This window comes from Streptomyces sp. NBC_01217 (assembly GCF_035994185.1).
Taxonomy (GTDB): Bacteria; Actinomycetota; Actinomycetes; order Streptomycetales; family Streptomycetaceae; genus Streptomyces.
Window position 1 is genome coordinate 6,637,501 of sequence record NZ_CP108538.1, and the last position, 15,874, is coordinate 6,653,374.

Consider the following 15,874-nt stretch of genomic DNA (forward strand, 5'->3'; position numbering starts at 1 on the left):
TTGATCAATCTGCCGATTGGTCGACGAGTCAGAAACCGTTGATGTAGGCGAAGGACATGCGAAAGGTCCGGCGTAGAGGGTAAGACCCCCGTAGCTGAAACATCAACGGCTCGTTTGAGGATTTCCCAAGTAGCACGGGGCCCGAGAAATCCCGTGTGAATCTGGCGGGACCACCCGCTAAGCCTAAATATTCCCTGGTGACCGATAGCGGATAGTACCGTGAGGGAATGGTGAAAAGTACCGCGGGAGCGGAGTGAAATAGTACCTGAAACCGTGTGCCTACAAGCCGTGGGAGCGTCGCATGCGAGCTTGCTTGCATGTCGTGACTGCGTGCCTTTTGAAGAATGAGCCTGCGAGTTTGCGGTGTGTTGCGAGGTTAACCCGTGTGGGGAAGCCGTAGCGAAAGCGAGTCCGAATAGGGCGTTTTAGTAGCACGCTCAAGACCCGAAGCGGAGTGATCTAGCCATGGGCAGGTTGAAGCGGAGGTAAGACTTCGTGGAGGACCGAACCCACCAGGGTTGAAAACCTGGGGGATGACCTGTGGTTAGGGGTGAAAGGCCAATCAAACTCCGTGATAGCTGGTTCTCCCCGAAATGCATTTAGGTGCAGCGTCGTGTGTTTCTTGCCGGAGGTAGAGCACTGGATAGGCGATGGGCCCTACCGGGTTACTGACCTTAGCCAAACTCCGAATGCCGGTAAGTGAGAGCGCGGCAGTGAGACTGTGGGGGATAAGCTCCATGGTCGAGAGGGAAACAGCCCAGAGCATCGACTAAGGCCCCTAAGCGTACGCTAAGTGGGAAAGGATGTGGAGTCGCAGAGACAACCAGGAGGTTGGCTTAGAAGCAGCCACCCTTGAAAGAGTGCGTAATAGCTCACTGGTCAAGTGATTCCGCGCCGACAATGTAGCGGGGCTCAAGCGTACCGCCGAAGTCGTGTCATTCACACATATATCCCCAACGGGAGTGTGGATGGGTAGGGGAGCGTCGTGTGCCGGGTGAAGCAGCCGCGGAAGCGAGTTGTGGACGGTTCACGAGTGAGAATGCAGGCATGAGTAGCGATACACACGTGAGAAACGTGTGCGCCGATTGACTAAGGGTTCCTGGGTCAAGCTGATCTGCCCAGGGTAAGTCGGGACCTAAGGCGAGGCCGACAGGCGTAGTCGATGGACAACCGGTTGATATTCCGGTACCCGCTTTGAAACGCCCAGTACTGAATCAGGCGATGCTAAGTCCGTGAAGCCGGCCCGATCTCTTCGGAGTTGAGGGTAGTGGTGGAGCCGACGGACCAGACTTGTATTAGGTAAGCGATGGGGTGACGCAGGAAGGTAGTCCAGCCCGGGCGGTGGTTGTCCCGGGGTAAGGGTGTAGGGCGTGTGATAGGCAAATCCGTCACACATTAAGTCTGAGACCTGATGCCGAGCCGATTGTGGTGAAGTGGATGATCCTATGCTGTCGAGAAAAGCCTCTAGCGAGTTTCATGGCGGCCCGTACCCTAAACCGACTCAGGTGGTCAGGTAGAGAATACCGAGGCGTTCGGGTGAACTATGGTTAAGGAACTCGGCAAAATGCCCCCGTAACTTCGGGAGAAGGGGGCCATCACTGGTGATCCGATTTACTCGGTGAGCTGGGGGTGGCCGCAGAGACCAGCGAGAAGCGACTGTTTACTAAAAACACAGGTCCGTGCGAAGCCGTAAGGCGATGTATACGGACTGACGCCTGCCCGGTGCTGGAACGTTAAGGGGACCGGTTAGCTGACTTTCGGGTCGGCGAAGCTGAGAACTTAAGCGCCAGTAAACGGCGGTGGTAACTATAACCATCCTAAGGTAGCGAAATTCCTTGTCGGGTAAGTTCCGACCTGCACGAATGGCGTAACGACTTCTCGACTGTCTCAACCATAGGCCCGGTGAAATTGCACTACGAGTAAAGATGCTCGTTTCGCGCAGCAGGACGGAAAGACCCCGGGACCTTTACTACAGTTTGATATTGGTGTTCGGTTCGGCTTGTGTAGGATAGGTGGGAGACTTTGAAGCGGCCACGCCAGTGGTTGTGGAGTCGTCGTTGAAATACCACTCTGGTCGTGCTGGATGTCTAACCTGGGTCCGTGATCCGGATCAGGGACAGTGTCTGATGGGTAGTTTAACTGGGGCGGTTGCCTCCTAAAGAGTAACGGAGGCGCCCAAAGGTTCCCTCAGCCTGGTTGGCAATCAGGTGTTGAGTGTAAGTGCACAAGGGAGCTTGACTGTGAGACCGACGGGTCGAGCAGGGACGAAAGTCGGGACTAGTGATCCGGCAGTGGCTTGTGGAAGCGCTGTCGCTCAACGGATAAAAGGTACCCCGGGGATAACAGGCTGATCTTCCCCAAGAGTCCATATCGACGGGATGGTTTGGCACCTCGATGTCGGCTCGTCGCATCCTGGGGCTGGAGTCGGTCCCAAGGGTTGGGCTGTTCGCCCATTAAAGCGGTACGCGAGCTGGGTTTAGAACGTCGTGAGACAGTTCGGTCCCTATCCGCTGTGCGCGTAGGAATATTGAGAAGGGCTGTCCCTAGTACGAGAGGACCGGGACGGACGAACCTCTGGTGTGCCAGTTGTTCTGCCAAGGGCATGGCTGGTTGGCTACGTTCGGAAAGGATAACCGCTGAAAGCATCTAAGCGGGAAGCCTGCTTCGAGATGAGTATTCCCACCAACTTGATTGGTTAAGGCTCCCAGTAGACGACTGGGTTGATAGGCCAGATGTGGAAGCCTGGTAACGGGTGGAGCTGACTGGTACTAATAGGCCGAGGGCTTGTCCTCAGTTGCTCGCGTCCACTGTGTTAGTTCTGAAATAACGAACGGCCGTGTTGTTCCGGTGTTTGTTTGTTTCATAGTGTTTCGGTGGTCATTGCGTTAGGGAAACGCCCGGTTACATTCCGAACCCGGAAGCTAAGCCTTTCAGCGCCGATGGTACTGCAGGGGGGACCCTGTGGGAGAGTAGGACGCCGCCGAACTCCTTTTACGGGAAAGCCCCGTGCCCTTGTGGCACGGGGCTTTTCTGCGTTTGCCCGGACCCCGTGCGGTCGCCCGGCTTGGGCACGCAGGCGGGGCGAGACGGCCGGCCTGCGTCGTGGTGAGGTGGAACCGTGAGGCGCGTTGAGAGTCAGTCAGAACCTTGTGCGGTCAGTGGTTCTGAGTATCCCTGAGTTCGGGGTATGCTTTACCTCGTTGCCACAGCGCAGCAGGCCCCAATAGCTCAGTCGGTAGAGCGTCTCCATGGTAAGGAGAAGGTCTGCGGTTCGATTCCGCATTGGGGCTCGGCAAGACGAAAGGCCCCCGCCACTCGGCGGGGGCCTTTCGCATGTCTCGGGGTGTTGCAGAGGATCCGGTGCCGACGAAGTGCGGTCAGATGGTGGGCGGTTCGGGGACGCGCATGGCGAGGATGGCCATGTCGTCGGAGGCCGGCTCGGCGGCGAAGCGCTCGACCGCGCGCAGGATGCGTCCGGCCACCGCGCCGGCCGTGAGACCGGTGCAGGTGGACAGGACATCCGCCAGGCCGTCGTCGCCGAGCATGCGGGTGCCTTCCCGGCGTTCAGTGACGCCGTCGGTCACGCACAGCAGGACATCGCCCGGGGCGAGGGTCACCGTCTGCTCGTACAGGTCGAGGTCCTCGATGACGCCCAGCAGGGGCTGAGGCTCGGCCGCTGCTTCCACCGAGCCGTCCTGGCGCAGGCGCAGCGGCAGCGGGTGGCCCGCGCAGACCACCTTCAGGAGCGCGCTGCCGTCCTCCTGGGGCCACAGCTCGCCGTACAGGAGGGTCAGGAAGCGGCTGCGGGCGCCCTCGTCCAGGATGGCGGCGTTGAGGCGCTCCAGGACGGCCGGGCCGCCGAAGCCCTCGCGGGCGAGGAGGCGCAGGGCGTGGCGGGCCAGGCCCGTGACGGCCGCGGCCTCCGGTCCCGTACCGCAGACGTCACCGATGGCGAAGCCGTAGGCGCCGTCGCGGATCGGGAAGACGTCGTAGAAGTCGCCGCCGACCTCGTTGCCCTCGCCCGCCGCCCGGTAGATGACCTCGATCTCGACATTGGGGACCTCGGGGAGGCCCGGCGGCAGCAGGCTGCGCTGCAGGGACTGGCTGATCGCCATGCGCTCCGAGTAGAGACGGGCGTTGTCGAGGGCGAGGGCGGCGCGCCGGGAGAGGTCCTCGGCCAGCTCCAGGATCTCCTGGCGGAAGTGGTCGTCGGACGGCTTGCCGAGTGTGAGCATGCCGATGACACGGTTACGGGCGACGAGCGGCAGGACCACCGTCTCACCGCCCACGGCAGCCGCTGTGGCGAGCGTCGTATGGATGCCGGAGCCCAGCCCGCGGGGTTCGCCGAGGCCGAGCGTACGCATCGAGGTGCGCAGGGCTGCCTGGTGGGCGGCCTCGGAGGGAGCCGCCCAGACACGGGCGCCGGGGGCCGGTACCGGGTCCGGGGGCGCGATCTTGGAGAGCAGGGCCTTGAGGCCGTCGATGCGTTCCTCGTCCTCGTGCAGCACATAGGAGAGGTACGGCTCAGAGGACTGGTCCGCGATCGTGTAGACAGCGCACCAAGTGGCCAGGGTGGGGACCGTCATCTGGGCCATCAGCGCCAGGGTCTGGTCCCGGTCCAGGGTGCCGGCGAGCAGGTCTGAGGCCTCGACGAGGAAGGAGAGGGAACCGCGGCGCAGCCGTTCCAGCTCGCCCAGGCGGGCCGATTCGACGGCCAGTGCGATGCGGTCCGCGGCGAACTGGAGGCGCAGAGCCTCCTCGTTGGAGTAGCGGCCGGCCGCCTCCGTGGCGACCCCCAGCGAGCCGGTGAGGCGGCCTTCGACCTTCAGCGGGACGGTGACGACGGAGCGCATCCCCGTGCCGCCGAGCAGGGGGACGGCGCCGGGAACGTTGTCGAGGTCTTCGTGGACGGCGGGCATCCGGGCAGAGCCGTAACGTCCGGTACCTGCTTCCACCGGTACGCGGGCGAAGCGCTGGCGGGCGGAGGGCAGGCCGGTCGTGGCTCGTACCTCCAGTTCCGTTTCGTCGTCCGTCGCCAGGAGCAGGAAGGCCGAATCGGCGTCGAGCATGTCTCGGGCCCGCTCGACCGTGCGCTGGAGCAGGCCGTCGAGGTCGTCGGGGGCGGGGGAGCCGATGAAGATCTCGAACGGGTCCGTCTTGTGGCTCTCGGCGTTCGTGTCGGAGACCGGGGCACGTACCGGGGACTGGAGCACCGCCCGTTCGTAGTCGCGGACGAGCAGACAGACCGTGGAGGGTTCGCCGTGGGTGTCGCGGACCCTCAGATGCGAGGCGTAGACGGGGATGGTGCGGCCGTCGGCGCCCCGGATTCCGTAACTGCCCTCCCAGCGCGAGAGCTGCAGCGCGTCCACGATGCCCGTGTTGGTGCCGGGCGTCTGCGGCCAGGCGGTGAAGTCGGTGAGCTGCTTGCCGGTGACCTGGTCGGCGTTGTAGCCGAAGAGGAACGCGGCGTCGTCGTTCCAGGCGGCGATGGAGCCGGTGCTGTCGATCTGGACGACAGCCACCCGGACGTGTTCGTCGGCGACCGGGAGCAGACCGACCGGGAGCAGCGGGCCGGCTGAGCGGATGCCCACCGGGCGCTCGGGAAGGTCGAGCTGGAACCAGACGTGCTTGTGGGTGGGCGAATACTCGACGCCCCACCGGGCGGCGAGCGCCGCGCACAGCAGCAGTCCGCGGCCGTTCTCGCGGTCCGGGCTGCCGAAGTCCAGTCCGGTGCTCTGAAGCGGGATCTCGCGTTCCGGATAGTGGTCGGAGACCTCGATCCGGACGCCGTCCTCCGTACGGAGGCACAGTACGTTCGCCGCGGTGCCGGCGTGCACCACCGCGTTGGTCACGAGATCGCTGGTGAGGACGACGGCGTCGTCGACGACATCGTTGTATCCCCACCCCTGGAGGGTGTCGCGCACAAAGGCACGGGCGGTCGCGACGGAGCGGCCGACCGGGTCGAAGGTGGCGGCCGCACGCGCGGTGATCACAGCACTCCCCATATGGTGTCTCGTCGCTTCCCCGAGTCCTGTGCCCGTTTCTCGCCGCTTCGATTCGCCTGCCAGGCTAGACGCTCGGTCACGGTGCCGGGTACACGAGGGCCGACTTCGGGCAGGAACCGACCAGGAACAGGCATGTGATCGGACAAGTGTGGGCTTCCCAAGGAGGCGATGTGGGACAACCGTTGGAGGCTGCACGCCGCCGGGTTCGGGCCTGGTACGTTTCAACGATTTGACGTCCGCATGGTCACCCGTCGACGGTGGGCTGTGGCGGTGAGCCAATGAGGAACTGGGCAAGCTCCCAGATAAGGCCCGAGCGATACGGTCAACCCCTGCGGGAGGGATCACGGTGGAGTCTGGCGCGGCGGCGCGTGGAACAGGCACGCGTACAAAAGGCGGACAGTCCGTGAAGAAGCAGCGCAACGGAACCATCGACGTCGACGCGGCAGCGTTCAACAGACTGCTGGCGGGCTTGGTGGCGATGCGCGACGGGAACTTCCGCAGGCGTCTGACCGTCTCGGGCGACGGCGTGATGGCGGAGATCGCGGCAGTCTTCAACGAGGTCGCCGACCGCAATCTGCATCTCACCGGTGAGCTGGCCCGGGTACGGCGGGTCGTCGGACGTGAGGGGAAGCTCACCGAGCGGCTGGAGACGGGGGCCTGCGAGGGCTCCTGGGCCGCCGCGATCGACGCCTCCAACGAGCTGGTCGACGATCTGGCGCGCCCGGTCTCGGAGGTCGGGCGGGTGCTGTCGGCGGTGGCCGACGGTGATCTCGAACAACGGATGGAGCTGCGGTCGCACACGGCCGACGAGACGGTACGGCCGCTGCGCGGCGAGTTCCTGAAGGTCGCCCGTACGGTCAACAACCTGGTCGACCAGCTGTCGGCGTTCACCGAGCAGGTGACGCGGGTCGCGGTCGAGGTGGGTACCGAGGGCAAGCTGGGCGGGCAGGCCCAGGTGCGCGGGATGTCCGGGTCGTGGAAGGACCTCACGGACTCCGTCAACACCATGGCGTACCGGCTGACCGCGCAGGTGCGCGACATCGCGCTGGTGACGACGGCGGTCGCCAAGGGTGATCTGTCGCGGAAGGTCACCGTCCATGTGGCCGGCGAGATGCTCCAGCTGAAGAACACCGTCAACACGATGGTCGACCAGCTGTCGTCGTTCTCCTCCGAGGTGACCCGGGTGGCCCGCGAGGTGGGTACGGAGGGCGAGCTGGGCGGGCAGGCGACCGTGCCCGGCGTGGCCGGTGTGTGGAAGGACCTGACCGACTCCGTCAACACGATGGCCGGGAACCTGACCTCGCAGGTGCGCGGTATCGCCGAGGTGACGACGGCGGTCGCCAGTGGTGACCTGTCGCAGAAGGTCACGGTGAGCGCCCGTGGCGAGGTCGCGCAGCTGGCCGAGACGATCAACCAGATGACCGAGACGCTGCGGACCTTCGCGGACGAAGTTACGCGCGTGGCCAGCGAGGTCGGCGGCGAGGGTCTGCTCGGTGGTCAGGCGCAGGTTCCGGGGGCGGCAGGGACCTGGAAGGACCTCACCGATTCGGTGAACACGGTCTTCCGGAACCTGACGACTCAGGTGCGTGACATCGCGCAGGTGACCACCGCGGTGGCCAGTGGCGACATGACGCAGAAGGTCACCGTCGATGTGGCGGGCGAGATGCTGGAGCTGAAGAACACCGTCAACACGATGGTGGACCAGCTCCAGTCCTTCGGTTCGGAAGTGACACGGGTGGCCCGGGAGGTCGGCGTCGAGGGCCGGCTGGGCGGTCAGGCCGAGGTACCGGGGGCTGCGGGGACCTGGAAGGACCTCACGGACTCGGTGAACACGGCGTTCCGGAACCTGACGGGCCAGGTGCGTGACATCGCGCAGGTGACGACCGCGGTCGCCAACGGTGATCTCTCGCAGAAGGTCACCGTCGATGTGGCGGGCGAGATGCTGGAGCTGAAGAACACCGTCAACACGATGGTGGCGCAGCTCTCGTCCTTCGCCGACCAGGTCACGCGGATGGCGCGAGACGTGGGCACGGAGGGCCGCCTCGGTGGCCAGGCGCGGGTCGACGGCGTCTCCGGTACGTGGAAGGAGCTCACCGACTCCGTCAACTTCATGGCGGGGAACCTGACCGATCAGGTGCGCCAGATCGCGCAGGTGACCACGGCGGTGGCGCGGGGTGATCTGTCGCAGAAGATCGATGTGGACGCGCGTGGCGAGATTCTTGAGCTGAAGAACACCATCAACACGATGGTCGACCAGCTCTCCGCCTTCGCCGAGCAGGTGACCCGGGTGGCCCGCGAGGTGGGCACCGACGGTCGGCTCGGCGGTCAGGCACAGGTGCCCGGCGTGGCTGGTGTGTGGCGTGATCTGACCGATTCGGTGAACGGCATGGCGGGGAACCTCACCGCTCAGGTCCGTAACATCGCGCAGGTCGCGACCGCGGTGGCGCGGGGTGATCTGTCGCAGAAGATCGATGTGGACGCGCGCGGCGAGATCCTTGAGCTGAAGAACACCCTCAACACGATGGTGGACCAGCTCTCGAACTTCGCCGAGCAGGTGACGCGGGTCGCCCGCGAGGTGGGCACGGAAGGCATGCTCGGCGGCCAGGCCGAGGTGCAGGGGGTGTCCGGTACGTGGAAGGACCTCACGCAGTCCGTCAACGGCATGGCGAACAACCTGACCCTGCAGGTCCGTAACATCGCCGAGGTCACCACGGCGGTCGCCAAGGGCGATCTCTCCAAGAAGATCACGGTCGACGCCAAGGGCGAGATCCTCGAACTGGTGACGACGGTCAACACGATGGTCGACCAGTTGCTCAACTTCGCCGACGAGGTGACGAGGGTGGCCCGCGAGGTGGGTACCGAGGGCATTCTCGGCGGTCAGGCCCGGGTTCGCGGGGCGACCGGCATCTGGAAGGACCTCAGCGACAACGTCAACCTGATGGCCAACAACCTGACCAGTCAGGTGCGGAACATCTCCCGGGTCTCGTCCGCGGTCGCCAACGGCGATCTGACGAAGAAGGTCACCGTCGAGGCCCGCGGTGAGGTCGCCGAGCTCGCCGACACCGTCAACACGATGGTGACGACCCTGTCCTCGTTCGCCGACGAGGTGACGCGAGTCGCCCGCGAGGTGGGTACGGAAGGGGAGCTGGGCGGCCAGGCGCGCGTTCCGGGCGTCTCCGGTACGTGGAAGGACCTCACCGAGTCCGTGAACTCGATGGCGTCCAATCTGACCGGTCAGGTGCGCCAGATCGCCACGGTCACCACGGCCATCGCCAAGGGCGATCTCACCAAGAAGATCGACATCGATGCGCGCGGTGAGATCCAGGAGCTGAAGAACACCATCAACACGATGGTCGACCAGCTGTCCTCGTTCGCCGAGCAGGTGACGAGGGTCGCCCGCGAGGTGGGTACGGAGGGGCAGCTGGGCGGTCAGGCCCGGGTCCGCGACGTCGACGGGACCTGGCGTGATCTGACCGAGTCCGTGAACGAGATGGCCGGGAACCTCACCCGTCAGGTGCGGGCCATCGCGGCCGTCGCCACCGCGGTGACCCGCGGCGATCTCAACCTCAAGATCGATGTGGATGCGGCCGGCGAGATCCAGGCCCTGCAGGACAACATCAATACGATGATCGCCAACCTGCGTGACACCACGGCCACCAACAAGGAGCAGGACTGGCTCAAGGGGAACCTCGCCCGGATCTCCGGCCTGATGCAGGGGCGGCGCGATCTCGACGACGTGGCCTCGCTGATCATGAGCGAGCTGACCCCGGTCGTCTCCGCGCAGCACGGTGCGTTCTTCTTGGCCATGCCGACCGGTGACACCGACGCGGTGGGCTCGGACAGCGACAAGGAAAGCCTCTACGAACTCCGGATGAGGGGCAGCTACGGATACTCGGCGGGATCGATGCCGACATCCTTCCGGCCCGGGGAGACGCTCATCGGGACGGCCGCGGAGGAGAAGCGGACCATCCAGGTGGACAACGTTCCGCCGGGATATCTGAAGATCTCCTCCGGGCTCGGCGAGGCGCCGCCCGCGCATGTGATCGTGCTGCCGGTGCTCTTCGAGGGGAAGGTGCTCGGTGTGATCGAGCTGGCCTCCTTCCAGCCGTTCACCCATATCCAGCGGGACTTCCTCAACCAGCTCGCCGAGATGATCGCGACGAGCGTCAACACCATCAGCGTCAATACGAAGACCGAGAAGCTCCTTGAGCAGTCGCAGGAGCTGACCGAACAGTTGCGGGACCGTTCACAGGAGTTGGAGAACCGGCAGAAGGCACTTCAGGCCTCCAATGCCGAACTGGAGGAGAAGGCCGAGCTGCTGGCCCAGCAGAACCGCGACATCGAGGTCAAGAACACCGAGATCGAGGACGCCCGGCAGGTCCTGGAGGAGCGCGCCGAGCAGCTCGCGGTCTCGATGCGTTACAAGTCGGAGTTCCTGGCGAACATGTCGCACGAGTTGCGCACCCCGCTCAACTCGCTGCTCATTCTCGCGAAGCTGCTCGCCGACAACGCCGAGGGCAATCTCTCGCCGAAGCAGGTGGAGTTCGCCGAGACGATTCACGGAGCCGGTTCCGATCTGCTTCAGCTGATCAATGACATCCTCGATCTGACGAAGGTCGAGGCGGGCAAGATGGATGTCAGTCCGACCCGGATCGCACTGGTCCAGCTGGTCGACTACGTGGAGGCGACGTTCCGGCCGCTCACCGCGGAAAAGGGGCTCGATTTCTCCGTACGGGTCTCGCCGGAGCTGCCCGCGACACTGCACACGGACGAGCAGCGGCTGCTCCAGGTGCTGCGCAACCTTCTTTCCAACGCGGTGAAGTTCACCGACAGCGGCGCGGTCGAGCTGGTCATCCGGCACGCCAACGAGGATGTGCCGAACGCCATCCGCGAGCAGCTGCTGGAGGCCGGCTCGCTGCGAGACGCCGATGCCGATCTGATCGCCTTCTCGGTCACCGACACCGGCATCGGGATCGCGTCCAGCAAGATGCTGGTGATCTTCGAGGCGTTCAAGCAGGCGGACGGTACGACCAGTCGCAAGTACGGCGGTACTGGGCTCGGCCTGTCCATCAGCCGGGAGATCGCCCGGCTGCTGGGCGGCGAGATCCACGCGGCGAGCGAGCCGGGCCGGGGTTCCACTTTCACGCTGTATCTGCCGCTGCACCCGAGCGAGTTGCCTCCGCAGGGCTATCCGCAGATCGGCCCCGGGCCCATCGAGGCGCACGGTGCCACGGCCGAGGAAGGGCTGCGTCCACAGGCCGGTACGGGCCCCGACCCGGCGCACACCGCACGCGATTCGGCTGGTGCCGCCGGGCTGATGCGGCGTCGTCGCAAGGCGCTGGGGGGCTCGGAGAGGCGTCCCGCGCTGCCGCCGCGCGGCGCCGCCCCGGCTGCCGCGCAGGAGCCGTGGACGCTCGCCGGACAGGAGGAACCGGAGGTCCGCAGGACCTTCCGGTTCCGCGGCGAGAAGGTGCTGATCGTCGACGACGACATCCGTAACGTCTTCGCGCTCACCAGCGTGCTGGAACAGCACGGTCTTTCGGTGCTGTACGCGGAGAACGGGCGTGTGGGCATCGAAGTCCTGGAGCAGCATGATGATGTGACGGTCGTACTGATGGACATCATGATGCCGGAGATGGACGGCTATGCGACGACGACGGCGATCCGCAGGATGCCGCAGTTCGCCGGGCTGCCGATCGTCGCGCTGACCGCGAAGGCGATGAAGGGTGACCGGGAGAAGGCGATCGAATCCGGTGCTTCCGACTATGTCACCAAGCCCGTCGATCCTGATCATCTCCTTTCCGTTATGGAGCAGTGGATGCGCGGAGAGTGATCATTGGTTGAGGGAATCAGGTCGAGTTGATGATCGGCTGTGCTCGCAGAGGTGTGACAAGGCGCTGTACGGGGAACCTTCTGGTCTTCCACCGCGTTTCTGCTGTGTGCACAGTGACATCGCGGTGACAGGGTGTGGTGACGGGCGGGGTGCGGCTACCATGACCGGCACAAGGACGGACGGCGTAAGGGAGCCGTCCCCCGGGGCGGCGCCCGGTGCAATTCCGGGGCGAGGAGGACGGGCCATGGTGCAGAAGGCCAAGATCCTCCTGGTCGATGACCGGCCGGAGAATCTGCTGGCGCTGGAGGCCATCCTCTCTGCGCTCGATCAGACACTGGTGCGGGCATCGTCAGGGGAGGAAGCGCTCAAAGCGCTGCTCACGGATGACTTTGCGGTCATTCTGCTGGACGTCCAGATGCCGGGCATGGACGGTTTCGAAACCGCCGCGCACATCAAGCGGCGGGAACGGACCCGGGACATCCCGATCATCTTCCTCACCGCGATCAATCACGGTCCGCATCACACCTTCCGGGGTTATGCGGCGGGCGCGGTGGACTACATCTCGAAGCCGTTCGACCCGTGGGTGCTGCGGGCCAAGGTCTCGGTCTTCGTCGAGCTCTACATGAAGAACTGCAAGCTGCGCGAGCAGGCGGCGCTCCTGCGGCTCCAGCTGGAAGGCGATGCCAACGGCGGCGCGGGCCACGAGAGGGAGCCCGCAGGACTGCTGGCCGAGCTCTCGGCACGGCTCGCTGCCGTCGAGGAACAGGCCGAAGCGCTCTCCAAGCAGCTCGACGACGAGTCGGCGGATGCCGCGGCCGTGGCCACCGCCGCCCATCTGGAACGCAAGCTGACCGGCCTGCGCAGGGCACTCGACGCACTGGAGCCCGGCACCGGCAGCGGCGCGGCCGTCCTTCCCTCGTAACGCCGCACTGCCGCGCGGTTCCACGGCGGGGCGCGGGTGGTTGTCCGGAAACCCGGCCCAACTTGCCCGCCGTCCGGGCCGTTCGGCGGTTCGACGCTTCGGGGGCGGGACATCCGGCGATGCGCCGGGGCGAGGGCACGTAGGTGTGAGGGCGCGTCACCTTCCTGCCTCTGTACGGCGACACGGTCGGGTGAAGCGGCAGTCGCACGTGTTCACGGCCGTCGACACCGGTAACCTCGGCACCATGGCCTCACGTACGTCCGGCAAGGGTTCCCAGGGCACGGCGGGCACCGCGAAGCGCGTCGGCCGTACCTCGGGGCCGGCCAAGAAAGCCGCGCCCGCCAAGAAGACCGCGGCGAAGAAGGCCGCGCCCGCGAAGAAGGCGGTGGCCAAGAAGGCGGTCGCGCCCAAACCGGCACCCTCGCCCACCGGCGGTGTCTACCGCCTGGTGCGCGCTCTCTGGCTCGGTGCGGCCCACGCCGTCGGCGCGATGTTCCGCGGCATAGGGCGTGGCGCCAAGGGACTCGACCCCGCGCACCGCAAGGACGGCATCGCGCTGCTGCTGCTCGGCCTCGCGCTGGTCGTCGCCGCGGGCACCTGGTCGAATCTGCGCGGGCCCGTCGGCGACCTCGTCGAGATGCTCGTCACCGGAGCGTTCGGCCGGCTCGATCTGCTCGTACCGATACTGCTCGGCGCCATCGCCGTACGGTTGATCCTCTACCCGGAGAAGCCCGAGGCCAACGGCCGTATCGTCATCGGACTCTCTGCCCTGGTCCTCGGGGTGCTCGGGCAGGTCCACATCGCGTGCGGATCGCCCGGCCGGGGAGACGGCACCACGGCCATGCAGAACGCGGGCGGGCTCATCGGCTGGGCAGCCTCCAAACCGCTCGTCTACACGATGGGCGAGGTCCTCGCCGTACCCCTGCTTCTGCTGCTCACCGTCTTCGGACTGCTGGTCGTCACCGCCACCCCGGTGAACGCCATTCCGCAACGGCTCCGGCTGCTCGGCACCAAGCTGGGTCTCCTCGATCCGGTGTACGACCCCGAGACGGACGAGGAGAGCGACGACGAGCGCTACGACGAGCAGTGGCGCGAGGCGCTGCCGGCACGTTCCCGCCGCTCCTCCGCACGCCGCTCCGAGGCGCCCGCGGAGTACGACCCCGACCGGGCGGAGACCGATGCGCTCTCCAAGCGCCGCAGGCCACGCAGGCCCTCCGTGCAGCCCGCGCTGAACCGCACCATGGACGCGGTGGATGTCGCCGCCGCCGCGGCCGCCGCGCTCGACGGGGCAGTGCTCAACGGCATGCCGCCCTCGCCGATCGTCGCCGACCTCACCCAGGGCGTCTCCGTCGAGCGCGAGCGCCCGGGCACGCCGGTGCCCGGCGCCAGGACGAGCGAGCCCGCCGCCGGGGGAGGGCGGCCGGAGAAGGCGGCGGCGCCCGCGGTCGGCGTACCCGATCTGACGAAGTCCGTGCCCGACTCGCAGTCCCAGCCGCTGCCGGCCCGCGCCGAGCAACTCCAGCTCTCCGGCGACATCACCTACTCGCTGCCCTCGCTCAACCTGCTGGAGCGCGGCGGGCCCGGCAAGACCCGCAGCGCCGCCAACGACGCGATCGTCGCCTCCCTGACGAACGTCTTCACTGAGTTCAAGGTCGACGCCGCCGTCACCGGCTTCACCCGCGGCCCGACGGTCACGCGGTACGAGGTGGAGCTCGGCCCGGCCGTGAAGGTCGAGCGGATCACCGCGCTCGCCAAGAACATCGCGTACGCCGTCGCCAGTCCCGACGTCCGGATCATCTCCCCGATCCCGGGCAAGTCGGCGGTCGGCATCGAGATCCCCAACACCGACCGGGAGATGGTCAACCTCGGCGACGTACTGCGCCTCGCGGACGCCGCGGAGGACGACCATCCGATGCTGGTCGCGCTCGGCAAGGACGTCGAGGGCGGCTATGTGATGGCCAACCTGGCGAAGATGCCGCACGTGCTGGTTGCCGGTGCCACCGGTTCAGGGAAGTCGTCCTGCATCAACTGCCTGATCACCTCGGTGATGGTGCGGGCGACGCCGGACGACGTACGGATGGTGCTGGTCGACCCCAAGCGGGTCGAGCTGACCGCGTACGAGGGCATCCCGCACCTGATCACGCCGATCATCACCAACCCCAAGCGCGCGGCCGAGGCCCTCCAATGGGTCGTACGGGAGATGGACCTGCGGTACGACGACCTCGCCGCGTTCGGGTACCGGCACATCGACGACTTCAACCAGGCCGTCCGCAACGGCAAGGTCAAGCTGCCGGAGGGCAGCGAGCGCGAGCTCTCGCCGTACCCCTATCTGCTGGTGATCGTCGACGAGCTGGCCGACCTGATGATGGTCGCTCCGCGCGATGTGGAGGACGCCATCGTCCGTATCACCCAGCTGGCCCGCGCCGCCGGCATCCACCTGGTGCTCGCGACCCAGCGGCCCTCGGTCGATGTCGTCACCGGTCTGATCAAGGCCAATGTGCCCTCCCGGCTCGCCTTCGCGACGTCCTCGCTGGCCGACAGCCGCGTCATCCTCGACCAGCCCGGCGCCGAGAAGCTCATCGGAAAGGGTGACGGTCTGTTCCTGCCGATGGGGGCCAACAAGCCCACCCGTATGCAGGGTGCCTTCGTCACCGAGGACGAGGTCGCGGCCGTCGTCCAGCACTGCAAGGACCAGATGGCGCCGGTCTTCCGCGAGGACGTGGTGGTCGGCACCGCAAGGAAGAAGGAGATCGACGAGGACATCGGCGACGACCTGGACCTGCTCTGTCAGGCCGCCGAGCTGGTCGTCTCCACCCAGTTCGGGTCCACCTCGATGCTCCAGCGCAAACTGCGGGTCGGCTTCGCGAAGGCCGGACGGCTGATGGACCTGATGGAGTCGAGGAACATCGTCGGGCCGAGCGAGGGATCCAAGGCGCGCGATGTCATGGTGAAACCGGACGAGCTGGACGGGGTGTTGGCGCTGATCCGGGGGGAATCCGCTTCATAGATGAAGTAAGGGCAACCGTTTCGTCGGGTCGTACGTCAAGTTGAAGGGAAGGACGGCAAAATTGTCCTTCCCGGGGCGGCCCGGAAAATCGGACAGCGTTCGAGTCC

The 15,874-nt window shown here is 65.9% G+C and carries 4 protein-coding genes, 1 tRNA gene and 2 rRNA genes (1 of these 7 cut by a window edge); 6 read left to right on the forward strand and 1 reads right to left on the reverse strand.

Annotation, left to right across the window (positions count from 1 at the left end; genetic code table 11):
• From OG507_RS29730 to OG507_RS29740, 3 genes are all read left to right on the forward strand, one after another.
• A 23S ribosomal RNA gene (locus OG507_RS29730) occupies positions 1 to 2,792 on the forward strand (it extends 330 nt beyond the left edge of the window).
• A gap of 77 nt (positions 2,793 to 2,869) precedes the next feature.
• Positions 2,870 to 2,986, forward strand: a 5S ribosomal RNA gene (gene rrf / locus OG507_RS29735).
• Positions 2,987 to 3,217: 231 nt separating this feature from the next.
• Positions 3,218 to 3,290, forward strand: a tRNA-Thr gene (locus OG507_RS29740).
• An 87-nt stretch (positions 3,291 to 3,377) separates the two neighbouring features.
• Here OG507_RS29740 and OG507_RS29745 read toward each other — a convergent pair.
• Positions 3,378 to 6,005 (reverse strand): SpoIIE family protein phosphatase, encoded by a 2,628-nt coding sequence (locus OG507_RS29745; protein WP_442811039.1) that lies wholly within the window; start codon positions 6,003 to 6,005, stop codon positions 3,378 to 3,380.
• A gap of 403 nt (positions 6,006 to 6,408) precedes the next feature.
• Here OG507_RS29745 and OG507_RS29750 point away from each other — a divergent pair, with 403 nt between their 5' ends.
• From OG507_RS29750 to OG507_RS29760, 3 genes are all read left to right on the forward strand, one after another.
• Positions 6,409 to 11,838 carry a HAMP domain-containing protein gene (locus OG507_RS29750; protein ID WP_327370202.1) on the forward strand — a complete coding sequence of 1,810 codons (5,430 nt, stop codon included), beginning with the start codon at positions 6,409 to 6,411 and terminating at the stop codon, positions 11,836 to 11,838.
• A gap of 244 nt (positions 11,839 to 12,082) precedes the next feature.
• Positions 12,083 to 12,760, forward strand: a complete 678-nt coding sequence (locus OG507_RS29755) for a response regulator (protein WP_327370203.1) — start codon at positions 12,083 to 12,085, stop codon at positions 12,758 to 12,760.
• A gap of 244 nt (positions 12,761 to 13,004) precedes the next feature.
• Positions 13,005 to 15,767 (forward strand): DNA translocase FtsK, encoded by a 2,763-nt coding sequence (locus tag OG507_RS29760; protein ID WP_327370204.1) that lies wholly within the window; start codon positions 13,005 to 13,007, stop codon positions 15,765 to 15,767.
• Positions 15,768 to 15,874 lie beyond the last annotated feature (107 nt).

Coding starts and splice junctions, on each gene's coding strand:
- OG507_RS29745 (WP_442811039.1), bottom strand. CDS start 6,005: ATGGGGAGTGCTGTGATCACCGCGCGTGCGGCCGCCACCTTCGACCCG.
- OG507_RS29760 (WP_327370204.1), top strand. CDS start 13,005: ATGGCCTCACGTACGTCCGGCAAGGGTTCCCAGGGCACGGCGGGCACC.
- OG507_RS29755 (WP_327370203.1), top strand. CDS start 12,083: ATGGTGCAGAAGGCCAAGATCCTCCTGGTCGATGACCGGCCGGAGAAT.